The organism is Sterolibacterium denitrificans (assembly GCF_900174485.1).
In the GTDB taxonomy this organism is placed as follows: domain Bacteria; phylum Pseudomonadota; class Gammaproteobacteria; order Burkholderiales; family Rhodocyclaceae; genus Sterolibacterium; species Sterolibacterium denitrificans.
In genome coordinates this window covers 2,482,604-2,507,004 of record NZ_LT837803.1, presented here as the reverse complement: position 1 = coordinate 2,507,004, position 24,401 = coordinate 2,482,604, and the positions used below count along the sequence as shown (strand labels likewise).

Sequence of the window (24,401 nt, the reverse complement as noted above, 5' to 3'; positions counted from 1 at the left end):
TAAAGGAGAACGAGTGCCTGGGCCGCGCCGGGTCGGTGGCCGCAATACGCCATTTCGTCCTGCCGCGGCGAAAACGGCTGCCGGTGCGGCAGTTCCGGCGGGCCGGCGCGCGCGCGGCAGCGGTGGCGCCGCGCCTGTCGAACGCAATCCGGGCGCGGACGAACAGACGGAAAAACTGCACAAGGCCTTGGCCGATGCCGGCTATGGTTCGCGGCGCGAGCTGGAAGAGTGGATCAGCCAGGGACGCGTCAGCGTGAATGGCGAGCCCGCCCACGTCGGCCAGCGCATCGGCGCGCGCGACAAGATCCGGCTGAATGGCAAGCTGGTGCATCTGCGCCTGGCCGATGCGCGCCGTCTGCGCGTGCTGATGTACCACAAGCCGGAAGGCGAGATCGTCTCGCGCAATGACCCGCAGGGACGCGCCAGCGTCTTCGACAAGCTGCCGCGCATGCGCGGCGGGCGCTGGATCGCCGTCGGCCGGCTGGATTTCAATTCCTGCGGTCTGTTGCTATTCACCAATGATGGCGCGCTTGCCGATCGCCTGATGCACCCGCGCAGCGGCATCGAGCGCGAGTATGCGGTGCGCATCGTCGGCGAGCTGTCGATCGAGGCGCGCGCCCGTCTGCTCGAAGGCGTTGCGCTGGAAGATGGGGTGGCGCGCTTCGGCCGGTTGACCGAGGGCGGCGGCGAGGGCACCAACCGCTGGTATCGCGTGACCATCGCCGAAGGGCGCAATCGCGAGGTGCGGCGCATGTTCGAGGCGGTCGGCCTGACCGTCAGCCGCCTCATGCGCGTGCGCTATGGTTCGCTGCAGATGCCGCCGCGTCTCAAGCGCGGCATGACGCTCGAGCTGTCGCCGGAAGAGGTCAAACGCTTGATCCGCCAACTGCCTGCGGCAGCGCCCGCGGCTGTTCAGGAGCCCGCCGTCGAAGCCGTGGCAAGGAAACTTGCGGCAAAATCCGCCACCGCTGCCCCGGTCCGCGCGCGGCGTGGTGGCGCAGATGGTGCAAGTGGTGCAAGTGGTGCAGGCGGCAGAAGGAGCGAAGGGAACAGGAGCAGGGCAGGCGGGAAGCGTCAGGCACGCTAGGCTTTTGTGGCAGCGGCGATGGGGAGGCCGGCGCCGTTCAACTCCCGTTCAGCCCGTTCAAAACTTCGTTCTGATCCGGTAGCTCAGCAGCTTGCTGCCCTGCGCCGGCACCGGCACACGCCAGCGCGCCTGGTTTGCCGAGGCCTTGGTGTGCGCCAGGTTTTCCGCAAGCATGCTCCAGTCGCCAGGAATGGGTTCGACGACGTCAACGCTGATGGCTTCGTTCCCGGCATTCTTCAGCGTGATTTCGAAGGCCGTCTCGATCACGCCGCTGCTGCCCCGGCCGCTGGCGGCGATGCGCTTGAAATCGGTCTGTTTCTTTTCGGCAGTGACATCGAAGGCATCGCCCAGCTTGATGCGCACCGTCTCGTTCTTCGGCGTGTGGTCGATGCGGTCCTCGCCGATGAACTGGGCGTTGCCGTTGCTGTCGCGCTTATAGACGCGCAGTATGCCCTTGGGCAAGGGGAGGCCGAGGTTGGGGCTCCGGTTGTCGAATTCCATGAATACGCCAACCTTGAGCTTGCGGGCGATCTCGGACTGCAGGTCGTGGTAAAGGTATTCTTCTCCTTGCAGGCGGTATTCCTTGCGCACGGCTACCTGCGGCGCCGAGAGCAGGGCAACCTGCTTGGTCTGGTTGTCGGCAATGCTGGTGGGGCGCTCGAAGCTGTAGAGGTGATACTCGAACAGGTTTTCCTCCTGCATGCCTTCCGCGCCGGCTGCCGCCGCCATCGGCATGGCTCTCAGCATGGTGCGGCGCTCCATGTCGTCGCGGACGCGGTTGACGTCACCGGCGACGAGTTGCAGGCGGGCATGCGGATAACTGGCGCCGGACTGGTTGGTCAGCGTCACCCAGCCATTCAGGTCAAGCCGCTTTTCATCTGCCGACAGCTCGCCGACATAGTCGGCCTTCCACGACAGGCCGGCGGAAAGATAGGCGAGCTCCAGCGCCTGGCGCCCGGCCTCGGCCGTATCGAGGCGGATCACCAGCGTCGGTTGTGCCCGCAGGTTGTCGGGCAGCGTCTGGTAGGCCAGACGGCCGGGCGGATGCGCTTCGATGCGGTCGGCAAACTGCAATACCGTCCCGCCGTTGGCGGACAGCAGGGTGGCTTCCTCGCTGGTTTCGGCGCCGCTGGACGGATGCGTCTTGATGACGCGCAAACTGCGGCCGACGTGCTTTTCCAGCAGTTTTTGCGGCGTCAGCAAGTCAAAATCGAAGTTCTGTTCGATCAGACGAAAACTTTCCGGCCGCGCGGGGTTGCGCAGCAAGGCGGTTTCCGGCCGCATGCGAGCCGAGACATCGCGCCAGGCAAGCGCGTTTTCACCGCGCTCGAGCACGACGCTGCGGCTGTCCTTGATCAGGGCCAGATCCTGGTTGTAGATGGTGATGGCGAGCTGTTTCTGATCGGCGAGCGTGCTGACGAGCTCGTCTGCCGCCGCCGCAGTCGCTGCGTGCAGGCAGAACAGCGTGCCCAGCATGGCCAGCACTATCTGCCGGGATTCGGATTTGCTCATGATCGCTCCTGATGGTGGCCTGGGGAGGGCATGATAAAACGGCGCCGCCGGAAAGCGCCAGCAAGGCCATGCCCCGGCATGTGTTTGTTCCCTTGATTCATTTGCTTCCATGAGCTTGCTCCTATATAATCCACCGGTTTAGCGGACTTGCCGGGGATCGGCGCGGGGTTGGGATGTTCCTGCGATGATCCGTGTGATGCGTGGTGTGGCAGGTTTCATTTTCCAGTTTCCGGCGTGCTTGCCTGGCGTTCGGGGATCCAAGAGGATGGGCGTTTCGCCCATTTTTCATTTGTAGCAGCGAAATTTGTATGCAACTGGCAGAGCGCATCGAGCAAGCCGTCACGGGACTGGGCTATGAACTCGTCGATTTCGAGACGACGCCGCGCGCGCGCCTGTTGCGGGTTTTCATCGACAGGCCGGAGGGCATTACGGTCGACGATTGCGCGGCGGTGAGCAATCACCTGACCCGCTTGTTCGCAGTCGAGAACATCGATTACGACCGGCTTGAAATTTCCTCGCCGGGCCTCGACCGGCCGTTGAAGAAAGCGGCGGATTTCGAGCGTTTTGCCGGGCAGGAGGCGCAAGTGCGGATGCGCCTGCCGATCGCTGGCCGGCGCAATTTCAGCGGCGTGCTGCTGGGCGTGCGCGAGGCCGAAGAGATGCTGGTGCTGCTGCAGGGTGAAGGCGGCGGGCAGCCTTTCGAGTTGCCGCTGGCGCAGGTTGACAAGGCGCGGCTGGTACCGAAGTTTTGACAGGATTTGACAGGATTTGACAGGATTTGCTAGAGGATCGCGGGAGAGACAAATGAGTCGTGAACTGTTGCTGCTGGTGGATGCGTTGTCGCGTGAAAAGAACGTGCCGAAGGACATCGTCTTTACCGCCCTGGAGATGGCGCTGGCCTCGGCGACCAAGAAGAAGGTGCATGACGATGCCGACGTGCGTGTCGAAATCAACCGTGAGACGGGAGATTTCGAGGCGTATCGTCGCTGGCTGGTGATGCCCGATGAACTGGTCGAGAAGGATGAGTGCCAGATCGGCATCATCGATGCGCGCGAGCAGATTGCCGATATCGCCATCGACGACTATATCGAGGAAACCCTGGAGCCGGTCGACTTCGGGCGCATCGGCGCGCAGGCTGCCAAGCAGGTCATCATGCAGAAGATCCGCGATGCGGAGCGCGAGCAGATTCTCAGCGACTTCCTCGAGCGCAAGGAACACCTGGTCAACGGCACGGTCAAGCGCATGGAGCGCGGCAACGCCATCATCGAAGCGGGCCGCATCGAAGCCGTGCTGCCGCGCGACCAGATGATCCCGCGCGAGAACCTGCGTCCCGGCGACCGGGTGCGCGCCTGGCTGATGAAGATCGACCGCACCGCGCGCGGTCCGCAGTTGATACTGTCGCGCACGGCGCCGGAATTCATCATGAAGCTGTTCGAGCTGGAAGTCCCCGAGATCGAGGACGGTCTGCTTGAAATCAAGTCGGCGGCGCGCGATCCGGGCGTGCGCGCCAAGATTGCCGTCAAATCGAACGACCCGCGCGTCGATCCGATCGGCACCTGCGTCGGCATGCGCGGTTCGCGCGTCACGGCGGTGACCAATGAACTGGCCGGCGAGCGCGTCGACATCATCCACTGGTCGGCCGAGCCGGCGCAGTTCGTCATCGGCGCGCTGGCGCCGGCCGAGGTGTCGAGCATCGTCGTCGACGAGGAAAAACACGCGATGGACGTGGTGGTGAGCGAGGACAACCTGGCCATCGCCATCGGCCGCGGCGGGCAGAACGTGCGCCTGGCTTCGGAACTGACCGGCTGGACCATCAACCTGATGACGGTCGAGGAGTCGCAGCAGAAATCCGAAGAGGAACACGGTGCGATCCGCGCGCTGTTCATGGAGAAGCTCGATGTGGATGAGGAAGTGGCCGACATCCTGATCGAGGAGGGTTTGTCGACCCTGGAAGAGGTTGCCTACATTCCGATTGCCGAAATGCTCGAAATCGAAGCCTTCGACGAAGCGACGGTCAATGAATTGCGCGAGCGCGCCCGCAATGTGCTGCTGACCGAGGCCATCGTCGACGAGGAGCAGCTCGAGCATGTGTCGGAGGATTTGCTCGAGGTCGTCGGCATGGACAAATCGCTGGCCGCCAAGCTGGCGCGCAACAACATATTGTCGCGTGACGATCTGGCCGATCTTGCCACCGATGAGCTCATGGAATACACCGGCATCGATGCGGAACACGCCAAGGATCTGATCACCAAGGCACGTGCACACTGGTTCGCAGCCGAATAATCGCGGAGGGGCAACCATATGTCACAAATGAACGTCACCCAATTTGCCAGTGAACTGAAAGTCTCTGCGAGCGTGCTGCTGGAGCAGTTGAAGAAGGCCGGCGTCGGCAAGAAGGCGGTCGACGACACCTTGACAGAACAGGACAAGGCCAGGTTGCTCGAATACCTTCGCAAATCGCATGGCGAAGCCGAGGGCAAGGCGAAGATCACGCTGACCCGCAAGAAGACCACCGAGATCCGCGCTGCGGATGCCAGCGGCAAGGCGCGGACCATTCAGGTCGAAGTGCGCAAGAAGCGCGTGCTGGTGCGCCGCGATGCCACCGAGGCGGCTGCCGAGAGCACACCGGCTGCTGCTGCCACGGCGGCCCCGGTGAATGTGACTGCGCCTGCGGAGGGTGCGGCGCCCGCTGTGGCAAGTGGAAAAACCACCAAGCCAGCCGCCGTCGAAACGCCCGTCGTGGCGAAAGCTGCTGCGGCAACGCCGGTTGCCGAGGGCGTTGCACCGGTCATGGCGGCGGGTGAGGCCGAGGCCAAACCCAAGGCCGAAGCCAGCGATCAAGCCGGGATGGCAGCGCCTGCCGTCGTTGCGGATAGCGTTGCCACGACTGCCGATGCCCCCGCGCCTGCAGCCAAGGCCAAGGCGACAAAAAAATCCGCAGCGGCCACGGCAACGCCGGATACGGCGGCAACGGCGGCGACGACTGCCCCAGCCAGCGCAGCCACCCGGACTGCTGCGGGCACCAAGGCGGGTTCGGCAGTGCGCGTGGTACGCAATGTGGTCAGCGCCAACGAGCTGGAACAGCGCCAGCGCGAGGCGCAAAAGCAGGCAGAGTTGCTGGCGCGCCAGGCAGCCGATTTCAAGGAAAAGCAGGAGCGGGCGCGTATCGAGGCCGAGCGGCGGCTTGCCGCCCAGCAGGCGCAACTCGAAGCTGCGCAAAAGGCCGCCGAAGCCACCGCCAAGCCGGAGGAAAAGGCCGCCGGCGTGACCGGCACGCTGCACAAGCCCGCTGGCAAGACAGACGACAAGAAGGGGGCCAAAAAGGCCGGCGGGGGTGGGACGACCGCCTGGAAGGATGACGTCGCCAAAAAACGCGGCCTCAGGACGCGTGGCGAGACGGGCCCCAGCGGCTGGCGCGGGGCGGGTGGCAGCAGGCACCGTGGGCGCCATGGCGGTCACGGCGAGGAGGCTGCGCCGCAGCAGCAGGCTCCCGAGCAGGTCGTGCGCGATGTCCATGTGCCGGAGACGATTTCCGTTGCCGATCTGGCGCACAAGATGTCGGTCAAGGCCACCGAGGTGATCAAGACGCTGATGAAGATGGGCACGATGGTGACCATCAACCAGTCGCTCGACCAGGAAACGGCAATGATCGTCGTCGAGGAAATGGGCCATCGCCCCTTCGCCGCCAAGCTCGACGATCCGGATGCCTTCCTCGAACAGGAACAGGCGGTCGCCAAGGAATACGCGATGATTCCGCGCGCGCCGGTCGTTACCGTCATGGGCCACGTCGACCACGGCAAGACTTCGCTGCTCGACTATATCCGCAAGACACGCATTGCGCCCGGCGAGGCCGGCGGCATCACCCAGCATATCGGTGCCTACCATGTCGAGACGCCGCGCGGGATGGTGACCTTCCTCGATACGCCGGGCCACGAGGCCTTTACGGCGATGCGCGCGCGCGGTGCCAAGGCGACGGATATCGTCATTCTGGTGGTAGCTGCCGATGATGGCGTGATGCCGCAGACCAAGGAAGCCATCCATCATGCCAAGGCGGCCGGCGTGCCGTTGGTCGTCGCCATGAACAAGATCGACAAGCCGGAGGCCAATCCCGAGCGGGTCAAGCAGGAACTGATCGCCGAAGGCGTCGTGCCGGAAGAGTATGGCGGTGATTCGCCATTCGTTCCGCTGTCGGCAAAAACCGGCCAGGGCATCGATGATCTGCTGGAGCACGTGCTGCTGCAGGCCGAAGTCATGGAGCTCACGGCTTCTCCGGATGCGCCTGCCAAGGGGGTGGTCGTCGAGGCGCGCCTGGACAAGGGCAAGGGCCCGGTGGCGACCATCCTGGTGCAGAACGGCACCTTGCGGCGCGGCGATACCGTGCTGGCCGGGGCAGTGTATGGCCGCGTGCGCGCCATGCTCGACGAGAACGGTCAGCCCGTGGAGGCGGCGGGTCCGTCGATTCCGGTTGAAATTCAGGGTTTGTCGGATGTGCCGGGCGCCGGCGCCGAGGCCGTCGTTCTGGCGGATGAGCGCCGCGCGCGCGAAGTCGCCCTGTTCCGCCAAGGCAAGTTCCGCGACGTCAAGCTGGCCAAGCAGCAGGCGGCCAAGCTCGAGAACATGTTCGAGAACATGGGGCAAGCCGAGGCGCGCCAGCTTGCGCTGATCATCAAGGCCGACGTGCAAGGCTCCCAGGAGGCGCTGGTGCATGCGCTCAACCAGTTGTCCACCGACGAAGTCAAGGTCAACATCATGCACGCCGCCGTTGGCGGCATCAGCGAGTCCGATGTCAACCTGGCCGCCGCATCGAATGGCGTCATCATCGGCTTCAATACGCGCGCCGATGCCTCGTCGCGCAGGCTGGCCGAGAACCTCGGCGTCGATCTGCGCTACTACGGCATCATCTATGATGCGGTGGACGATGTGCGGGCAGCCCTGTCGGGCATGCTGGCGCCGGAAAAGCGCGAGAACGTCATCGGCACGGTCGAGATCCGCCAGGTGTTCCGCATTTCCAAGGTGGGCACGGTCGCCGGCTGCATGGTCACCGACGGCTGCGTGCGGCGCAACGCCCAGGTCCGCCTGTTGCGCAACAATCAGGTGATCCATACCGGCGAACTGGATTCCCTGAAGCGCTACAAGGATGACGTCAAGGAAGTCAAGAGCGGTTTCGAGTGCGGTCTGTCGCTGAAGAATTACGACGACCTGATCGAGGGCGATCAGCTCGAAGTCTTTGAAATCCAGGATATCGCCCGCACGCTGTAATCCATTTGGCAGCACGGCGCCCGTCCGGGTGTCGTGCTGCCTCTGGCCGGCCATCACTTCATGAAGACCTTTTCCCGCAGCGATCGTGTCGCCGAGCAGATCCGGCGCGAACTGGCCGAGCTGATCCGCCTCGAACTGAAGGATCCGCGCGTGCGTCTGGTGACCCTGACGGATGTCGAAGTGACGCCGGATTATGCCCATGCCAAGGTTTTCTACACGACCTTGACGGGACATGAGCAACACGCGGAAATCGCCGCCGGCCTGCGCCGCGCCAGCAGTTTCCTGCGTCGCGAACTGGGGCGCCGCATCAAGATCCATCACCTGCCCGAGCTGCATTTCGTTTACGACGAGTCCGTGGAACGGGGCACCCAGTTGTCGCAATTGATCGATCAAGCCGTTGCCTCGCAGGCAGGCGCCGGCGACGACACAACCGAAACCGAATGAGCGCATGAACGCGCCGCGCCGCGCACCGCGCCGCCGGGTGGACGGCGTTCTGCTTCTCGACAAGCCGCTCGGGTTGACCTCGAATGCCGCGCTGCAGAGCGTGCGCCGCCTCTACAACGCGGCCAAGGCCGGTCATACCGGCACGCTGGATCCGCTGGCGAGCGGCCTGCTGCCGCTTTGTTTTGGCGAGGCCACCAAGTTCGCCGGCGAGCTGCTCGATGCCGACAAGGAATATGTGGCGCAGATCCGGCTGGGGGTGACGACCAATACGGCCGATGCTGAAGGCGAGGTGCTTGCAACGCATCCGGTCGCGGTCAACGCGGAACGGGTAAGCGCCGTGCTGGCTTCCTTCGTCGGCGAAATCATGCAGGTACCGCCGATGCATTCGGCGCTCAAGCGCGACGGCAAGGCGCTCTACGAATACGCCCGGCAAGGCATCGAGGTGGAGCGTCAGCCACGGCGGGTGGTCATTCACGAGCTGCGCATGGATCGTCTGGAGGGCGACTTGCTGGCGATCACGGTTGCCTGCAGCAAGGGCACCTACATCCGCACCCTGGCTGAAGACATCGGCGCGGCGCTCGGCTGCGGCGCGCATCTGGCGGGCCTGCGGCGCACGCGCATCGGCCGGCTGGCGCTGGCGCAGGCGGTCAGTCCGGTGCAGATAGAAGCGGCGGAAGGCGCGCTGCGGGATGCCTTGCTGGCGCCGGTGGATACGCTGCTTGCCGATCTGCCGCGTGCCGAACTGGATGCAACCAGCGCGATCCGCCTGGGCAAGGGGCAGCCGGTGCGCTGGAACGGCCAGCCGGGGCGCTTTCGCGCCTATCACGACGGGCGCTTCCTCGGTTTGTGCAAGCTCGATGCGGAAGGCTGGCTGGCGCCACGGCGACTGGTTGCCGAGCCGCTCTGAAGTCGATTGTTCTATCGGGTAACGGAAGCGATTCCGCCACTTGAGTCGTGTGCCGGTTTGCGGATATAATCGCGCGTTTCCAAGACCCCAAGTTAAGAGAAATCAGATGGCAATTTCCACTGCTGAAAAAGCAAAGATCGTTGGCGACTTCCAGCGTGCCCAAGGTGATACCGGCTCGCCGGAGGTTCAGATTGCGCTGCTTACCGCCCGTATCAATGGCCTGACCGGACATTTCAAGGCCAATGTCAAGGATCACCACTCGCGGCGCGGCCTGCTGAAAATGGTCAATCAGCGTCGCAAGCTGCTCGATTACCTGAAGCGCAAGAACCTCGACGGCTATCGTGAGCTGTTGGGCCGTCTCAACCTGCGCAAGTAATCTGGACGCCCGCGCCGTGCGGCGCGGCGTTTCGAGCCGAAAACGTGCAAACCAAGAGTGATCGCGTGAGACAGCATTGTCTCTGTCCCGCAGCAGGATATTTGCCTCGGCAAACCTGAAAGTATGCCGGTGTCAATCAGATCTGGAGAACTGGTTGTCACCGGCTTTGTTGTTTCTGGCCCTCGGGTCTCCTGAAACTTCTGAATGCACGCAAAGAGTGATGCGTGTCGATTGAAGTGGCGTGGCGATCCGGTTGCTTGATTATTTGAGTTTGAAATTGGCGTTTGATGGCGCTGAAATTGATCGCTGTGATGTTCGCCATGGGGCGGCATCTGCGCCCGTCAAGCCTGTTAATGATGAAAGGATAGAACCTTGCTCGAACTGAACCCTACCAAGAAGACCTTCAACTACGGCGCCCACACCGTTACCCTCGAAACCGGCGAAATCGCCCGCCAGGCCGGTGGCGCCGTGCTGGTCAATATGGATGACACCGTGGTGTTGGCCACCGTCGTCGCCCAGCCGCAACCCAAGCCCGGCCAGGATTTCTTTCCGCTGACCGTCGATTACGTCGAGAAGACCTATGCCGCCGGACGGATTCCCGGTGGCTTCTTCAAGCGCGAAGGGCGTCCGTCGGAAAAAGAGACGCTGACTTCGCGTCTCATCGACCGTCCCATCCGTCCGTTGTTTCCGGAAGGCTTCACCAACGAGGTGCAGGTCATCACCACCGTCATGTCGAGCAATCCGGAAATCGATCCGGACATTCCGGCGATGATCGGCGCTTCGGCGGCCCTGGCGATTTCCGGCGTGCCGTTTGCCGGCCCGATCGGCGCTGCGCGCGTCGGCTACATCAACGGCCAGTATGTGATGTGCCCGACCTTCTCGCAGTTGAAGGACAGCCGGTTGAATCTGGTCGTCGCCGGCACGGCCGCCGCCGTGCTGATGGTCGAATCCGAAGCCCAGCAGCTCTCCGAGGAAGTGATGCTCGGCGCCGTGGTGTATGGCCATGAGCAGATGCAGGTGGCGATTGATGCCATCAACGCGCTCGTCGAGATCGCCGGCAAGCCGGAGTGGGACTGGCAGCCGCCAGTCCGGGATGAGACCTTGATCGCCCGTATCGCCGAGCTGGCCGAAGCGCCGCTGCGCGAAGCCTACCGCATCACGCAGAAGCAGGCGCGTACCCTGAAGACGCGTGAAGTCGCTGCCTCGGTGGTGGCGGCGCTGTGCGAAGGCGAGAACGCCGCCGATGCCAACACCGTCAAGAATCACCTTTTCGATCTGGAAGCGAAGATCGTCCGCAACCAGATCCTCAGCGGCGAGCCGCGCATCGACGGGCGCGATACGCGCACCGTGCGGCCGATCGCCATCCGCAACGGCGTGCTGCCGCGTACCCACGGCTCGGCCCTGTTTACCCGGGGCGAGACCCAGGCGATGGTGGTGGCCACGCTCGGCACCGGCCGCGACGAGCAGATCATCGATGCCTTGCAGGGCGAATACCGCGATCGTTTCATGTTGCACTACAACATGCCGCCGTTTGCCACGGGTGAAACCGGCCGGGTCGGCACGCCCAAGCGCCGCGAGATCGGCCATGGCCGTCTGGCCAAGCGCGCGCTGCTGGCGGTTTTGCCGACGGCCGAGGAATTCGGCTACAGCATCCGCGTGGTCTCCGAAGTCACCGAATCGAACGGTTCCAGTTCGATGGCCTCGGTGTGCGGCACTTCGCTGTCGCTGATGGATGCTGGCGTGCCGCTGAAGGCCCACGTGGCGGGCATCGCGATGGGATTGATCAAGGAAGGCAATCGTTTCGCCGTGCTCACCGACATCCTCGGCGACGAGGATCATCTGGGCGACATGGACTTCAAGGTGGCCGGCACCGATGCCGGCATCACCGCCTTGCAGATGGACATCAAGATCCAGGGCATCACCAAGGAAATCATGCAGGTGGCCTTGGCGCAGGCCCAGGAGGCGCGGCTGCACATCCTCGGCAAGATGAAGGCATCGCTGTCCGGCCATCGCGAGGATGTCTCCGACTTCGCGCCGCGCATGATCACCATGAAGATCAATCCGGAGAAGATCCGCGATGTGATCGGCAAGGGCGGCGCGGTGATCCGCGCGCTGACCGAGGAAACCGGCGCGGTCATCGACATCGCCGATGACGGCACGATCACCATTTCCTCGGTGAATTCGGATGCCGCGCAAGCTGCCAAGAAACGCATCGAGGATATCACCGCCGAAGTCGAAGTCGGCCGCATCTACGAAGGCACGGTGCTGCGCCTGCTCGATTTCGGCGCCATCGTCAGCCTGTTGCCGGGCAAGGATGGCCTGCTGCACATTTCGCAGATCGCCAACGAGCGGGTGAATGCCGTGGCCGACTATCTGAAGGAAGGCCAGCAGGTCAAGGTCAAGGTCATCGAAACCGATGACAAGGGCCGCGTGCGCCTGTCGATGAAGGCGGTGAATGCGCCGGAGCCGGCGGCGGAATAAGTTCTGAGAGTTCTGAGGCCTGGCTCGTCCGCCGCGAGGTTGCGAGGTTGATTACCTCGGCGGACAAAAAACAACGAGGGCGCCTGTGTGGCGCCCTCGTTGTTTTTGCGGCTGGCTTGGCTGTTTTTGAGCGCAAGCGGCCGGTGGGTTACTTTGCCAACTGCTTTTCGCGCATTTCCTCCAGCGTCTTGCAGTCGATGCACAGGGTGGCCGTCGGACGGGCTTCGAGGCGCTTGAGGCTGATTTCCACGCCGCAGCTGTCGCAGTAGCCGTACTCGCCTTTCTCGATGCGTTCCAGCGCCTCGTCGATCTTCTTGATCAGCTTGCGCTCGCGGTCGCGGTTGCGCAGTTCCAGGGCGATGTCGGATTCCTGGCTGGCGCGATCGTTGGGGTCGGCGAAGACGGTGGCTTCCTCCTGCATTGTGTGTACGGTGCGCTCGACATCACCCAGCAGCTCATCCTTGAGCGTCTGGAGAATCTTGCGGAAATGTGCCTGTTGCTTGCTGTTCATATCGTCCTGACTCTTGTAGCGAGAAATTGCTGAATTGTGCTGATTGCCGATACCGGATCCATGATCCACGCGCCGCTGATTCAGCCCACGACGGGCCGGGTGATGATGAATCGGGTGGAATCGGGTGGATGGGTACAGCAGGATTCGGGCTTTATAAACCAAATACCCATGACCTGCAAGCCGTGTCAGGGCCGCTGCATCGCAAAGGTCTGCGCCGGTTTTGCCGGCAGCGCTGGAAAGCTCGTGGCATGGCCCTGTGGCAGGCCTGGCATGCCGCAGGAATTGACCGGGTTGGGCCGCATCTGTAGAATCTCCGGTTCTCGGGGCGTAGCGCAGCCCGGTAGCGCGCTTGCTTTGGGAGCAAGATGTCGGAGGTTCAAATCCTCTCGCCCCGACCACCCAACAACCTGGCATCTGGCGGCTTGATTCGGGCGGCATGTCCGAATTTCCGGCGCGATGACATGGTGGGTACGGTGCGCGGTGTACCGGTGTACGATGGCACGATGGTACGACGATACGATGCGGCAGTAGCTCAGCTGGATAGAGCAACGGCCTTCTAAGCCGTAGGTCGGGGGTTCGAACCCCTCCTGCCGCGCATTCCCGGGTTTCCACATTGTGTTTTCTTGCGTTCCATTGGTTCCATTGCGCTTGCCGGGAGACCGCCGCAGATGGCGCGGCAATATCTCTTGACGACAATCCTTCGATTGACTTGCTTGCGCAAGGCCGATAGAATTGCGGCCTCGTTCGGTAGCCGCTACAGCCAGTCTGGCATCGGCAGCAGAGTGAAGACGGTGGTGGCCGTAGCTCAGTTGGTAGAGTCCTGGATTGTGATTCCAGTCGTCGTGGGTTCGAGTCCCATCGGCCACCCCAAAAAAATACCCAAAAGGAGCCCGTTGCGGCTCCTTTTCTTTTTTCATGTCGCGGTCGCGGGCTTGCTCCGGGCAACTTTCGGGCAACGCAAATTTCTTGCATGCCACATTGTCAGATGAGCAAAAGCAAGGTTAGAATCGCCACGCCATCACCTAAGCGGGTGGTAACACTGGCGCTTCTATACAGAGTTTTCAATTAAACAAAAGGAAATTCCATGAACAAGTCTGAACTCATTGAAGTCGCGGCAAAGGAAGCTGGTATCAGCAAGGCAGCAGCCGGCAACGCGCTGGATGCAATCCTGGCGGCAATCACCAAGACTGTTGCCAAAGGTGATACGGTGACCCTGATTGGTTTTGGTACTTTCGGTTCTTCGAAGCGCGCAGCGCGTACGGGCCGCAACCCGCAAACCGGCAAGGAGATCAAGATTGCAGCGACCACCGTGCCGAAGTTCAAGGCAGGCGCTGCTTTGAAGTCTGCCGTCGCTGGCAAGAAAAAGGCTGCGAAGAAGTAAGTAGAACGAGACAAGGGCGGCGTCATGCGCTGCCCGGCCTGAGCGCACGCGCTGCCGGTTTCCTTCGGGTTACCGCCAGCGCGTGCCTTATTTGCGAGCCTTATTTATAATTGCCGGCTTCGACCCGGGCTGGTCACGGCTGCGGTGTTTGCGACACGGCCTGGAACCTGCAACATCTGCAGCGCCTGGGGTAGAGGTGCGTTTTCAGCCCGCCGGATCGCATTGTCCGCCTGTGCCCGTCTGGCCGGTTCGGGGCGAGGCGTCCGGATGGATGCTTCGGCTGATTCGTACTTTCCGCGCTCTCCATACTCTCCGTACTCTCACACTCTCACTCTACCTGGTAGCCCCGCATGTTTGACATCGTACATAACAACCGCAGAGTGGTGCAGGTCATCCTGGCCCTGATTACCCTGCCATTCGCCTTCTTTGGCATCGAGTCCTTCGTCAGCAGTTCGGGAGGTGACGATGTGGTCGCCAAGGTGGGCTCATCCGACATTTCCCGGCAGGAGTTGCAACAGGCGGTGCGTGAGCAACAGGAGCGCATGCGCCAGCAATTCGGGCGCGAGATTCCGCAGGAGATGCTGGACTCGCCCGAGATGCGGCACGCCGTCCTCGACAACCTGGTCACGCAGCGCATCCTTGTCCAGCACATGGCGCAGTCGCATCTGGTGGTCGGGGATGCGCAACTGAGCGCCGTGATCCAGGAGATTCCTGCATTCCATGACGAGCAGGGGTTTTCGCGCCAGCGCTACGACAGTTTCGTTGCGGGCCAGGGGTTGAGTTCGCAGGAGTTCGAGCGGCGTTTGCGCCAGGAAATCGCGCAGCAGCAGTTGCTGGGCGTGGTGCGGGATGCTGCCGTGCCGGCGCGCGCCTCGGCCCAGCGCTGGACGGAAGCCATGCAGGAAGTGCGGGAGTTTGATGAGATTCGATTCAAGCCGGAGCAGTTTGCGGCGCAGGTCAAGCTCGCCGCGGATGCGGCGAAGAAATATTACGATGTCAATGGCAAGCAGTTTGAAACGCCGGAACGAGTGCGTGCCGAATATCTGGTGTTGAGCCAGGAGGCGTTGATTGCGCAGGCAACTGTCGGCGAGCAGGAGATTGCCGATTGGTACCAGACGCATGCCGATAAATACAAGCAGGCGGAAGAGCGTCATGCCGGCCATATCCTGATCGCCGTGGCCAAGGATGCCGATGCCGCGCAAGTCAAGTCGGCTCAGGCCAAGGCCGAGGCGATCCTGGTGGAACTCAGAAGCAAGCCGGCGGAGTTTGCAAGACTCGCCAGAGAGCATTCGGAGGATCCCGGTTCGGCGCAGCGGGGTGGCGATCTGGGCTGGTTTGCGCAGGGCGCGATGGTCAAGCCGTTCGAGGATGCCGTTTTCTCGCTCAAGCCTGGCGAAATCAGCGATCCGGTGCGTACCGATTTTGGCTTCCACCTCATCCGGCTGCAGGAGAACCGGGCCGAGCAAGTGCGTCCGCTGGCCGCCGTGCGCGACGAGATCATCGAGGAGATCAAGCGCCAGTCGGCCACCAGACAATACGGCGAGCAGGCCGAGGCGTTCAGCAACATGGTCTATGAACAGGCCGATACGCTCAAGCCGGCGGCGGAGAAGTTCAAGCTGGCGTTGCAGCAAAGCGACTGGCTGACGCGTGATCAAGCCGGCGGTTTACTTAACAATCCCAGGCTGCTTGCCGCCTTGTTCAGTGAGGACGTTGCCAAGAACAAGCACAATACCGAAGCGATCGAAGTGGCGCCGAATACCCTGGTGGCCGCGCGCGTCATCGAGCACAAGCCGGCAGCCCGCCTGCCGTTCGATGAGGTCAGGAACGCCATCGAGGAACGCCTGATCCATGAAGAAGCGGCAAGGCTGGCGCGCAAGGAGGGCGAGGCGCAGCTTGCTAGGCTGGACAAGGGCGAGGCCGCGGCCGCGGCGCTTGCCTGGGGCGAGCGCCAGCGCGTTTCGCGCGTCAGCAGCGAAGGGCTGTCGGCTGCGGCTGTTCGCGCCATCTTCAAGGCCGGCGCGCAGAAACTGCCGGCTTATGCAGGTGTCGCTCTGGCGGATGGCGGCTATGCCCTGTATCGCGTCGGACAGGTATTGCCTCGGGCGGCGAATGCCGATGATGAGCAGGCGCGTAAATTGCGCGAGGATTATGTGCGCATCGTGGCCGAGGAAGATTTCTCGGCCTGGCTGGCCACGCTGCGGCAGCAATATCCTGTCGAGATCAAGAAGGCGGTGCTGGAGCGCAAGGAGACGCCGTGACACCCGCCGTGACGCCATGAGCGGATGAAAAAAAGGCCCGACACATGATGTGATCGGGCCTTTTTTCAGTTGCGCTGCTTTGCCGCTCAGTTGTTCATCGGTTCGGCATTGCCCAGTGCGGTGGTATTGAAGCCGCCATCGACGTACAGGATTTCGCCGGTGATGCCGCTGGCCAGGTCGGAGCAGAGGAAGGCGGCGGCGTTGCCGACTTCCTCGATGGTGACATTGCGGCGCAGCGGCGCGTGATGCGAGTTGTAGGAGAGCAGCTTGCCGAAGCTGCCGATGCCCGAGGCGGCCAGGGTCTTGATCGGGCCGGCGGAAACGGCATTCACGCGCGTGCCTTCCGGGCCGAGGCTGGCGGCCATGTAGCGCACCGAGGCTTCCAGGCTGGCCTTGGCCAGTCCCATGATGTTGTAGTTGGGCATGGTGCGCACTGCGCCCAGATAGCTCAGCGTCAGCAGGGAACCGTTGCGCCCCTGCATCAGCGGCCGCGCGCCCTTGGCCAGCGCCGGGAAACTGTAGGCCGAGACTTCCTGTGAAATACGGAAAGCTTCGCGCGAGATGCCATCGAGGAAGTCTCCTTCGAGCGCTTCGTTGGGGGCAAAGGCGATGGAATGAACCAGAGCGTCGAGGTAGCCCCAGTGCCGTCCGATGTCCTCGAACAAGGCCGTGATCTGTGCGTCTTCGGCAACATCGCAGGCAAACAGAGGAGGGGCACCGAAATCTGCCACCAGTTTGGCAACGCGATCCTGCACGCGGTCGTTCTGGTAGGTGAAGGCCAGTTCCGCGCCTTCGCGATGCATGGCCTGGGCGATACCGTAGGCGATCGAACGATTGGAGAGCAGGCCTGTGATGAGAATGCGTTTGCCGGAGAGAAAACCCATGATGTGTTCCTGAGTAATTCAAGCCGCGAATTATAGCGGATGAAAACCGCAGAGGAAGCCGTCAGACCGTTATCAAACGCACGTTTGACAAGGCTTTGCGCGGACTTGCCGAGCTTCCGGCGCCTCTGCCGAATCAGGTGGCGGAGGACAACGGTTGCTGGCGATAGAACAGCGAAAGCTGCTCATACACGGCTGGGTATTCTTCATGTAAGCGCTGCGGCAGACAGAAAAACGCTTCGCTCATGACCGCGAAGAATTCGGCCGGCGCGCTGGCGGCATAGGGATCGAGCGCGGTGTACTCGCCACGGTCGACGCGCCGGCAGAAATCTTCGTAGGCGGGAACGAAAGCATCGCGCCAGGCGCTGGCGGTCATGCTGCCGTGCAATGGCGGAAAGCCGTCGGCTAGGCCATTTTTCATGTCGAGCTTGTGGGCGAATTCATGGATGACGACGTTGTGGCTGTCGCCATGCGCTTCCTCGGTGTACTCAAACCAGGCCAGCAGCACCGGGCCGCCTTCCCAGGCTTCGCCAAGCAGGGTGTCGTCGAACTCATGAACGATGCCGGTTTCGTCGACCTCGCGGCGCGGCACGATGAAATCTCCCGGATAGACGATGATCCCGCTCCAGCCGCGATACCAGTCCAGCCCCAGTTTCAGCACCGGCAGGCAGGCCTGCAAGGCGATGGAAAGCTGCATTTCGGTATGCAGTTGCAGTCCCTGGGCGCCGCTCATCTGCTTGTCAACGAGGAGTTCGAGCGCCATGCCGCGCAGGCGCAGACGCTCGGCGGGTTGCAGGTGGGCGAGAAAAGGCAAGCGTGCTTCGATGCGCTGCCATTGCGCCGGCGTGATGCGGATGGCTGCCGCCTTGCGGCGTCTCAGCCAGTTGCGCAGCTTACGCCAGGCAAGCATGGCGCAAAGGGTGCGTCTGGAGGTGCATTGGGGGGTGCATCTGGGGCGAAAGCTTCTGGTTGCAGCGCGGCATCTTGCCGGCCTCCAATCTGGGATAATTGCGTGATGAATGCTTCGAGCACTACGTCCCTACCGATGGCAGCATCCGCTGCCGTGCCGGCAGCCGGCTCTGCTCCTGTGCCGGCGCCTGCGACGGGGACGCTGGATCTTGAATTGATCGACACCCTGAGCGCCGGGCTGCCGGCTGCCAGCCGTGCCGAGATCGAGCGCGCCTTGCATGCCGCCAGCGAGTGCTATGCCGGTGCGACGCTGGGTACCGGCGAATTGTATCTGGATCACGCCGTGGGCATGGCGCGCGCCTGCGCCTTGTTGAATCTCGATCGCGACGTGCGTCTTGCCGCGTTGCTGTTTGGCGTGGCCGGCCTGGCAGAGGCGGAGCTTCAGCCGGTCAGGGATTGGCAGGAAAGCATCATCGCCGGCTTTGGCGCGCCGGTGGCGCATTTGATCGAGGGACTGAAACGCCTGAACACCCTGCGCCTGCTGACCCGTACCCAGCGCGGCACCTCTCCTGAAGCCAGAGCCCAGGCCGAGACGCTGCGCAAGATGCTGCTGGCGATGGTCGAGGACATTCGGGTGGTGTTGCTGCGCCTGGCCAGCCGTAACCAGACGCTGCGCTTCATGACGGGTCATCCCGGCCCGATACGCGAGCAACTGGCGCACGAAAGCCTGGAAATCTATTCCCCGCTGGCCAACCGGCTGGGCGTCTGGCAGTTGAAATGGGAAATCGAGGATCTGTCCTTTCGCTTTCTCGAGCCGGAAATCTACAAGCGCATCGCCAGGATGCTCGACGAACGCCGCGCGGAGCGCGAGCTGTTCATCGAGACGACCATGGCTCGCCTCAAGGCTGAAATGACGGCGGCCGGCATCCAGGCCGAGATACAGGGGCGCCCCAAGCACATCTACAGCATCTGGAACAAGATGCGCAGCAAGCGTCTCGAGTTCGACGAGGTCTATGACGTGCGCGCCCTGCGCATCCTCGTCCCCGAGGTCAAGGATTGCTATGCCGCGCTGAGCGTCGTGCATCAGCGCTGGCAGCCCGTGCCCGGCGAGTTCGACGATTACATCGCCCAGCCCAAGGGCAATGATTACCGCTCGCTGCATACGGCGGTGATTGCCGAGGATGGTCGGCCGTTCGAAGTGCAGATTCGCACCTACGAAATGCACTATCACTCCGAGCTGGGCGTGGCCGCGCATTGGCGCTACAAGGAAAGCGGTCACTCGGAAGAGTCGACGCCGGCGGATAACACCTACAACGACAAGATTTCCTGGTTGCGCCAGTTGCTTTCCTGGCGTGACGAAATTGCCGACAGTAGCGAATGGATCGAGCATTTCAAGCAGGCCGAGTTCGACGACACCATCTATGTGATGACGCCGCAGGGCCGCGTCTTCGACCTGGCGCGCGGCGCCACGCCGCTGGATTTTGCCTATCGTTTGCATACCGATCTGGGCCACCGCTGCCGCGGTGCGCGGGTCGATGGCCAGTTGGTGGCGCTGAATACGCCGCTCGACAATGGCCAGCGGGTCGAGATCATCGCCGCCAAACAGGGTGCGCCCTCGCGCGACTGGCTGAATCCGGCGCAGGGCTATCTCGTCACGCATCGCGCCCGGCAGAAGGTGCGGCAGTGGTTTGCCGCGCAGGAGGACGAGGCGCTGCTGAGCCAGGGCCGCGCCGTGATCGCGCGCGAGCTGCAGCGCGAAGGGCAGAACCAGGCGAATATCGATGCGCTCGCTGCCAAGCTGGGTTGCAAGTCGGCCGCCGATCTCTACCGTGCCGCCGGGCGTGGCGAAGTCGGCCAGCGCATGCTGCAGCAGGCCTTGCGCGGCGATACGGAGGGCGTTCCCGATGAGCCGGCAATCCAGGTGCGCCGCAGCCGCCGCGAGCAGTCAAGCGGCGTGCTGGTCGTGGGCGTGGACAATCTGCTGACGCAGCTTGCGCGCTGCTGCCGGCCGGTGCCGCCGGATTCGATAGCCGGTTTCGTCACGCGCGGCAAGGGCGTTTCCATCCACCGCAAGGGCTGCCGCACCTTCGAGCATCTGGCTGCGCGCAATCCCGAACGCGTCATCGAAACCGCCTGGGGCCAGGGCAGCATCGACGGCCAGGGGCTCTACGGCGTGGACATCGTCGTCGACGCGCTGGACCGCCAGGGATTGCTGCGTGATATTTCGGAAGTCTTTTCGCGTGAGCGCGTCAATGTGACCGCCGTCAAGACGCTGTCGCGCAATGGCATGGCGCGCATGGCGTTCACCCTTGAATTGCATGGCACGGCGGAGCTGCAGCGCCTGCTGAATCTGGTACGTGAAGTGCCGGACGTCAATGACGTGCGGCGTGGCTGATTCTTGTCTGGAGTGAAATCATGGAAAAAAGTACTGCTGTCGCCGAAGTCATCGTGAATCTGCCGCGCGCCGAAGTCTGGCAGCGTCTGCGCGATCTGACGGTGCCGCACAAATACGTGCCTGGCCTGCGCGACTGCCGCATGGCGACGGATCAACGTGAAGGCGTGGGCACCAGCCGCCGCGTGTACACCACTTCGGGCATGGAGATGGACGAGACCGTCGTCGAATGGAACGAGGGCAAGGGCTTCGTCATCAAACTGCATGACGGCGACAAGCCGCCGCCACCGATCTTCGTCGCCGCGCGTTTTCATTACATCCTGGAAGATGCCGGTGAGGGCAGGACGCTGTTTCGGCCAACCATGACCTACACCATCAAATGGGGCGCGCTCGGCGCGTTGCTCGACAAGCTGCTGCTCAATGTGATCATTCGCGGCAACATGAAGAAGGTCGGGCTGGGCCTCAAGCAGTATTACGAAACGGGCAAGCCGTCGAATCCGGCGTACAAGGGATGAGGCGCGAGGGGTTGAGAAGCCAGGGGTAATGAGCGAGAAGTGGCTGATCTGCCCGGCGGCGAGGGCATCGCCATCGCGTTCGGCGCCGCGTTTGCGGCTGTATTGCTTTCCCTATTCCGGCGGCAATGCGGCGGCTTTCGTTCCATGGCAGCGCGAGATCGATCCGGCGATCGAGTTGTGCGCCGTGCAATTGCCGGGGCGCGGCGCGCGTTTTCGCGAGCCGCCATGCACTTCCTTCAAGGCGCTGATCCGGACGCTCGGCGACGTGCTCCAGGCGCAGCAGTCGCGGGCGCCGCTGCCCTTCGCCTTCTACGGCCACAGTCTCGGCGCGCTGATTGCCTTTGAACTGGCACGTCATTGCCGGCGTCATGGCCTGCCCATGCCCGCTCATCTGATCGTCTCCGGCTGCAATGCGCCGCCGCTGAAGGAAAAATCGAAGCGCCTGCATGAGTTGCCCGACGACCAGTTGATCGAGAAGCTGCGCGATTACAACGGTACGCCGCGTGAAATTCTCGACAACCGCGAACTCATGCAGTTGCTGCTGCCCACCGTGCGCGCCGATTTCGCGCTGGGCGCCGATTATCGCTACGAGGACGAGTCGCCCCTGCCCATCCCGCTGACCGCATTGTCAGGGCGTCAGGACAGGCACGTGCACGATGATGAGGGCGGTGAGAGCGGACTATGCGGTTGGCGGAGGCAGACGTCCGCGGCCTATCGTGAGCAGTGGTTCGAGGGCGGCCATTTCTTCATCAACGAGTCGCGGCGGCAAGTGCTCGACTGCCTGGCAGGCGCGCTGCTGGACGCGGCCTGAGCCGTGCCCTGCGGCGCTTTCCGGTTCTGCCTTATTTCCCGACGTTGATGAAGGGGATCGCGCCGCTCGTCACGTTGGGCAGGATACCGTTCCACTTCTCGATCGCCTTGCGCTGATTCTCGATTTCGCGCAGGCGGATCAGCTCGGCAGTCACCTGCTGTTTTTGCAGCGCCAGCGCATCGGCCTCGGCCTTGGCCGAAGCCACCTTTTGTTCGGCCTCGACCTTGATGCGCGCCAGATCGCGTTCCGCCTTCAGTTTCAATTGTTCCGCCGTGGTCTTGGCTTCGATGGCGTCGTTGAAGCTTTTCGAGAAGGAGAAATTGACGATGGAGAACTCATCGACGGTGACGCCGTACTTGTCCAGGCGTTCGGACAGCAGCGACTTGATGCGTTCCCTGACTTCCGGGCGCTTGGAGATCAGCTCCTCGGCCGTGTATTGCGCGGTCGCGGCCTTCACCGCCTCCTGCACGGCCGGGACGATGATGCGCTCCCCCACCGACTGGCCGAGATCGCGGAACACCACGGCCGCCCGACTGGGCTGGATGTGGTAGTTCAGGGCTACCGCAGTGTGCACGGATTGCAGGTCTTTCGAGGCCGCATCGCCCTGGCCTTCGCCCTTCTGGGTGCGCACATCCATCAGATGCATGTGCTGGACGAAGGGGATGATGAAATGTATGCCTTCGCCATAGACCTCGTCCGAAACCTTGCCGAAGGTCGTCAGCACGCCCCGCGTGCCCGGCCCGACGATGGCGAAGGGGGCCAGCCAGTAAAGCACGAGAAGAACGAGGATGCCGCTGATGATGCGTCCGAACAGACGGTTGCCGGAAGAGTTGATCAGGGTTGCCATGACGTGTGCGCTTTCTGAGGGAAAGGGCGGCATGGTATCAGGAAGGGAACCCGAAAGACATATTTTTCCGGCTGCGCGCGGCGGGCTTCAGGCGCATTTCTTCCCTGGCATGGCCTGCAGCAGCCGGCGCGTGTATTCCTGTTGCGGCCGGGCATAGATCTCGTCGGCATCGGCGCATTCGACGGCGCGGCCCTGGTGCATGACCAGCACTTCGTCGGACATGTAATGCACCACGGCAAGGTCGTGGGAAATGAAGATGTAGGACAGTCCGGCTTCGTCCTGCAGATCCTGCAGCAGATTGAGCACCTGGGCCTGCACCGAGACATCCAGCGCCGAAACGGATTCGTCGCAGATCAGGATGTCCGGCTTCAGCGTCAGGCAGCGGGCGATGGCGATGCGCTGGCGCTGGCCGCCGGAAAATTCGTGCGGATAGCGTTCCGCCGCCGTGGCCGGCAGGCCGACGCGATCGAGCAGTTCGCGCGCCAGCCGATGGCGTTCCGCGGCGCTGCCGCCGATGCCGTGGATCAGCATCGGTTCGTCGAGGATCTGGCCGACGGTGAAGCGCGGATTCAGCGAGGCGTAGGGGTTCTGGAAGATGATCTGGATGCGCCGCTTATAGGATTGGAATTCGGCCGGCGACATGGCGAGGATGTCGCGTCCTTCGAACAGCGCCGCGCCGCCGCTGGCCCGATGCAGGCGCATCAGCGTGAGGCCCAGGGTGGTCTTGCCCGAGCCGGATTCGCCGACGATGCCCAGCGTCTTGCCGCGCCGCAGGCGGAAGGAAACCTCATCCATGGCCTTGAATTCGCGGCGGCCGAACAGTCCGCTGCGGCTGTAAAAATTTTTGCTCAGATGGCGCACGTCGAGGATCACGCTGTCGCCTGGCGCGATGCCGCGTGGCCTTTCCTGATCGGCTGCCTGCGGTGGCTGCGTTGGCTGTGGCGGCTGCGCAGTCTCGCGCAGGAAGTCCTCGATGACCGGCAGCCGGCGCGGCCGTCGCGCCAGGCTGGGGCGGCAGGCGAGCAAGGCGCGGGTATAGGCATCCTGCGGCGCCTCGAAGACGCTGCGGGTGCTTCCCTGCTCGCGGATTTCGCCGTGACGCATGACGATGACCCGCTCGGCGATGTCGCCGACCACGGCCAGATCGTGGGTGATGAACAGCATCGCCATGCGGTGGCGCTGCTGCAGCTCGTTGAGCAGTTCGAGGATCTGCTTCTGTATCGTCACGTCGAGCGCGGTGGTCGGCTCGTCGGCGATCAGCAGGCGCGGCTGGCAGGCGATGGCCATGGCGATCATGACGCGCTGCTGCTGTCCGCCGGAAAGCTGGAAGGGATAGGCCGCACTCTTCGCCTGCGGATCTGGGATGCCGACCTCATCGAGCAATTCCACCGTGCGGCGCATGGCCTGGCGTGGCGTCATGCCCAGATGCAGGCGCAGGACTTCGCCGATCTGGCTGCCGACGGTGAACACCGGATTCAGCGAGCTCATCGGCTCCTGGAAGATCATCGAGATGTCCCGGCCGCGCAGGGCGCGCAACTCGCCCGGCGCCAGTTCGAGCAGATTGCGCGCGCCGTAGATGATCTGGCTGCCGGCTTCGACGACGGCATTTTCACGCGGCAGCAGACCGAGGATGGACAGCGCCGTGACCGACTTGCCGCTGCCGGATTCGCCGACCAGGGCGACGGTGGCGTTTTCCGGAATCTCGAAGTCGATGCCCTTGACCGCCGCGACCGGCGGCTGCCGGCGGCCGCTGCGAAAGCCGATGGCCAGATTGCGCACGCGAAGCAGCGGCGCGGCGGAGGGAGCGGTCTCGGGCGGCGTGCCGTTCAT

19 protein-coding genes and 3 tRNA genes are annotated in these 24,401 nt (G+C 63.1%); 16 read left to right on the top strand and 6 right to left on the bottom strand.

The features are described 5' to 3' along the window. The first annotated feature begins 13 nt into the window (after window positions 1-13). Complete coding sequence (gene rluB / locus SDENCHOL_RS11245) at window positions 14-1,087, top strand: 23S rRNA pseudouridine(2605) synthase RluB (RefSeq protein WP_067169674.1); 1,074 nt, start codon at window positions 14-16, stop codon at window positions 1,085-1,087. A gap of 57 nt (window positions 1,088-1,144) precedes the next feature. Here the strand turns inward: rluB and SDENCHOL_RS11240 are convergent, their stop codons facing one another. Further along, the gene (locus SDENCHOL_RS11240) at window positions 1,145-2,599 is read right to left on the bottom strand and encodes a DUF4139 domain-containing protein (protein WP_067169671.1); all 1,455 of its coding nucleotides are present in this window, start codon (window positions 2,597-2,599) and stop codon (window positions 1,145-1,147) included. Between the two features lie 308 nt (window positions 2,600-2,907). On the opposite strand from SDENCHOL_RS11240, the gene rimP reads away from it, so the two are divergent. The 7 genes from rimP (at window position 2,908) to pnp (ending at window position 12,066) form a co-directional block, all read left to right on the top strand. Continuing rightward, window positions 2,908-3,351, top strand: a complete 444-nt coding sequence (rimP, locus tag SDENCHOL_RS11235; protein WP_067169669.1) for a ribosome maturation factor RimP — start codon at window positions 2,908-2,910, stop codon at window positions 3,349-3,351. Window positions 3,352-3,403: 52 nt separating this feature from the next. Then, entirely contained in the window at window positions 3,404-4,882 is a 1,479-nt protein-coding gene (gene nusA / locus SDENCHOL_RS11230) for a transcription termination factor NusA (protein WP_067169666.1), read from the top strand. A gap of 18 nt (window positions 4,883-4,900) precedes the next feature. Then, the gene (gene infB, locus SDENCHOL_RS11225; protein WP_067169664.1) at window positions 4,901-7,858 is read left to right on the top strand and encodes a translation initiation factor IF-2; all 2,958 of its coding nucleotides are present in this window, start codon (window positions 4,901-4,903) and stop codon (window positions 7,856-7,858) included. Between the two features lie 60 nt (window positions 7,859-7,918). Beyond that, entirely contained in the window at window positions 7,919-8,302 is a 384-nt protein-coding gene (gene rbfA / locus SDENCHOL_RS11220; RefSeq protein WP_067170666.1) for a 30S ribosome-binding factor RbfA, read from the top strand. 4 nt (window positions 8,303-8,306) lie between these two features. Continuing rightward, window positions 8,307-9,209 (top strand): tRNA pseudouridine(55) synthase TruB, encoded by a 903-nt coding sequence (truB, locus tag SDENCHOL_RS11215; RefSeq protein ID WP_067169662.1) that lies wholly within the window; start codon window positions 8,307-8,309, stop codon window positions 9,207-9,209. Between the two features lie 106 nt (window positions 9,210-9,315). Beyond that, window positions 9,316-9,585: a 30S ribosomal protein S15 gene (gene rpsO, locus SDENCHOL_RS11210; protein ID WP_154717226.1), complete on the top strand. Its 270-nt coding sequence runs from the start codon at window positions 9,316-9,318 to the stop codon at window positions 9,583-9,585. Window positions 9,586-9,966: 381 nt separating this feature from the next. Beyond that, window positions 9,967-12,066, top strand: a complete 2,100-nt coding sequence (gene pnp / locus SDENCHOL_RS11205) for a polyribonucleotide nucleotidyltransferase (RefSeq protein WP_067170663.1) — start codon at window positions 9,967-9,969, stop codon at window positions 12,064-12,066. Window positions 12,067-12,214: 148 nt separating this feature from the next. On the opposite strand, the gene dksA is transcribed toward pnp, so the two are convergent. Continuing rightward, window positions 12,215-12,577 carry an RNA polymerase-binding protein DksA gene (gene dksA, locus SDENCHOL_RS11200; protein ID WP_083522823.1) on the bottom strand — a complete coding sequence of 121 codons (363 nt, stop codon included), beginning with the start codon at window positions 12,575-12,577 and terminating at the stop codon, window positions 12,215-12,217. A gap of 321 nt (window positions 12,578-12,898) precedes the next feature. Between dksA and SDENCHOL_RS11195 the strand changes: the two genes are divergently transcribed. From SDENCHOL_RS11195 to SDENCHOL_RS11175, 5 genes are all read left to right on the top strand, one after another. Further along, a tRNA-Pro gene (locus tag SDENCHOL_RS11195) sits at window positions 12,899-12,975 on the top strand. Window positions 12,976-13,098: 123 nt separating this feature from the next. Further along, a tRNA-Arg gene (locus SDENCHOL_RS11190) sits at window positions 13,099-13,172 on the top strand. Between the two features lie 199 nt (window positions 13,173-13,371). Continuing rightward, window positions 13,372-13,447 (top strand) — tRNA-His (locus SDENCHOL_RS11185). Window positions 13,448-13,661: 214 nt separating this feature from the next. Continuing rightward, a complete protein-coding gene (locus SDENCHOL_RS11180; protein ID WP_067169658.1) occupies window positions 13,662-13,958 on the top strand; it encodes an HU family DNA-binding protein in 297 nt (98 codons plus the stop codon). Window positions 13,959-14,308: 350 nt separating this feature from the next. Further along, entirely contained in the window at window positions 14,309-16,216 is a 1,908-nt protein-coding gene (locus SDENCHOL_RS11175) for a SurA N-terminal domain-containing protein (protein WP_067169654.1), read from the top strand. Window positions 16,217-16,302: 86 nt separating this feature from the next. Here SDENCHOL_RS11175 and SDENCHOL_RS11170 read toward each other — a convergent pair whose 3' ends face one another. Together SDENCHOL_RS11170 and SDENCHOL_RS11165 are read right to left on the bottom strand one after the other, a co-directional pair. Continuing rightward, window positions 16,303-17,100 carry an enoyl-ACP reductase FabI gene (locus tag SDENCHOL_RS11170; RefSeq protein WP_067169642.1) on the bottom strand — a complete coding sequence of 266 codons (798 nt, stop codon included), beginning with the start codon at window positions 17,098-17,100 and terminating at the stop codon, window positions 16,303-16,305. A gap of 133 nt (window positions 17,101-17,233) precedes the next feature. Continuing rightward, complete coding sequence (locus SDENCHOL_RS11165; RefSeq protein ID WP_067169639.1) at window positions 17,234-18,007, bottom strand: zinc-dependent peptidase; 774 nt, start codon at window positions 18,005-18,007, stop codon at window positions 17,234-17,236. A gap of 135 nt (window positions 18,008-18,142) precedes the next feature. Here SDENCHOL_RS11165 and SDENCHOL_RS11160 point away from each other — a divergent pair, with 135 nt between their 5' ends. From SDENCHOL_RS11160 to SDENCHOL_RS11150, 3 genes are read left to right on the top strand one after another with little or no spacing between them, the layout of a single operon-like run. After that, entirely contained in the window at window positions 18,143-20,401 is a 2,259-nt protein-coding gene (locus SDENCHOL_RS11160; protein WP_083522822.1) for a RelA/SpoT family protein, read from the top strand. 20 nt (window positions 20,402-20,421) lie between these two features. Beyond that, window positions 20,422-20,913, top strand: coding sequence for an SRPBCC family protein (locus SDENCHOL_RS11155; protein ID WP_067169634.1), 492 nt, complete (start codon window positions 20,422-20,424; stop codon window positions 20,911-20,913). Between the two features lie 28 nt (window positions 20,914-20,941). Beyond that, entirely contained in the window at window positions 20,942-21,724 is a 783-nt protein-coding gene (locus SDENCHOL_RS11150) for a thioesterase II family protein (RefSeq protein ID WP_067169631.1), read from the top strand. Window positions 21,725-21,755: 31 nt separating this feature from the next. On the opposite strand, the gene SDENCHOL_RS11145 is transcribed toward SDENCHOL_RS11150, so the two are convergent. Beyond that, window positions 21,756-22,571 carry a prohibitin family protein gene (locus SDENCHOL_RS11145; protein WP_067169628.1) on the bottom strand — a complete coding sequence of 272 codons (816 nt, stop codon included), beginning with the start codon at window positions 22,569-22,571 and terminating at the stop codon, window positions 21,756-21,758. Window positions 22,572-22,658: 87 nt separating this feature from the next. After that, window positions 22,659-24,401: an ABC transporter ATP-binding protein gene (locus SDENCHOL_RS11140; protein ID WP_067169625.1), complete on the bottom strand. Its 1,743-nt coding sequence runs from the start codon at window positions 24,399-24,401 to the stop codon at window positions 22,659-22,661.

What these genes read in the sequence shown, in the direction of transcription:
- rpsO (WP_154717226.1), top strand. Translation starts at nt 9,316, where the DNA reads ATGGCAATTTCCACTGCTGAAAAAGCAAAGATCGTTGGCGACTTCCAG.
- SDENCHOL_RS11145 (WP_067169628.1), bottom strand. Translation starts at nt 22,571, where the DNA reads ATGGCAACCCTGATCAACTCTTCCGGCAACCGTCTGTTCGGACGCATC.
- SDENCHOL_RS11160 (WP_083522822.1), top strand. Translation starts at nt 18,143, where the DNA reads ATGGCAGCATCCGCTGCCGTGCCGGCAGCCGGCTCTGCTCCTGTGCCG.
- infB (WP_067169664.1), top strand. Translation starts at nt 4,901, where the DNA reads ATGTCACAAATGAACGTCACCCAATTTGCCAGTGAACTGAAAGTCTCT.
- rbfA (WP_067170666.1), top strand. Translation starts at nt 7,919, where the DNA reads ATGAAGACCTTTTCCCGCAGCGATCGTGTCGCCGAGCAGATCCGGCGC.
- SDENCHOL_RS11150 (WP_067169631.1), top strand. Translation starts at nt 20,942, where the DNA reads ATGAGCGAGAAGTGGCTGATCTGCCCGGCGGCGAGGGCATCGCCATCG.
- SDENCHOL_RS11240 (WP_067169671.1), bottom strand. Translation starts at nt 2,599, where the DNA reads ATGAGCAAATCCGAATCCCGGCAGATAGTGCTGGCCATGCTGGGCACG.
- SDENCHOL_RS11170 (WP_067169642.1), bottom strand. Translation starts at nt 17,100, where the DNA reads ATGGGTTTTCTCTCCGGCAAACGCATTCTCATCACAGGCCTGCTCTCC.
- rimP (WP_067169669.1), top strand. Translation starts at nt 2,908, where the DNA reads ATGCAACTGGCAGAGCGCATCGAGCAAGCCGTCACGGGACTGGGCTAT.
- SDENCHOL_RS11165 (WP_067169639.1), bottom strand. Translation starts at nt 18,007, where the DNA reads ATGCTTGCCTGGCGTAAGCTGCGCAACTGGCTGAGACGCCGCAAGGCG.
- truB (WP_067169662.1), top strand. Translation starts at nt 8,307, where the DNA reads ATGAACGCGCCGCGCCGCGCACCGCGCCGCCGGGTGGACGGCGTTCTG.
- nusA (WP_067169666.1), top strand. Translation starts at nt 3,404, where the DNA reads ATGAGTCGTGAACTGTTGCTGCTGGTGGATGCGTTGTCGCGTGAAAAG.
- dksA (WP_083522823.1), bottom strand. Translation starts at nt 12,577, where the DNA reads ATGAACAGCAAGCAACAGGCACATTTCCGCAAGATTCTCCAGACGCTC.
- SDENCHOL_RS11155 (WP_067169634.1), top strand. Translation starts at nt 20,422, where the DNA reads ATGGAAAAAAGTACTGCTGTCGCCGAAGTCATCGTGAATCTGCCGCGC.
- SDENCHOL_RS11180 (WP_067169658.1), top strand. Translation starts at nt 13,662, where the DNA reads ATGAACAAGTCTGAACTCATTGAAGTCGCGGCAAAGGAAGCTGGTATC.
- SDENCHOL_RS11140 (WP_067169625.1), bottom strand. Translation starts at nt 24,401, where the DNA reads ATGAACGGCACGCCGCCCGAGACCGCTCCCTCCGCCGCGCCGCTGCTT.
- SDENCHOL_RS11175 (WP_067169654.1), top strand. Translation starts at nt 14,309, where the DNA reads ATGTTTGACATCGTACATAACAACCGCAGAGTGGTGCAGGTCATCCTG.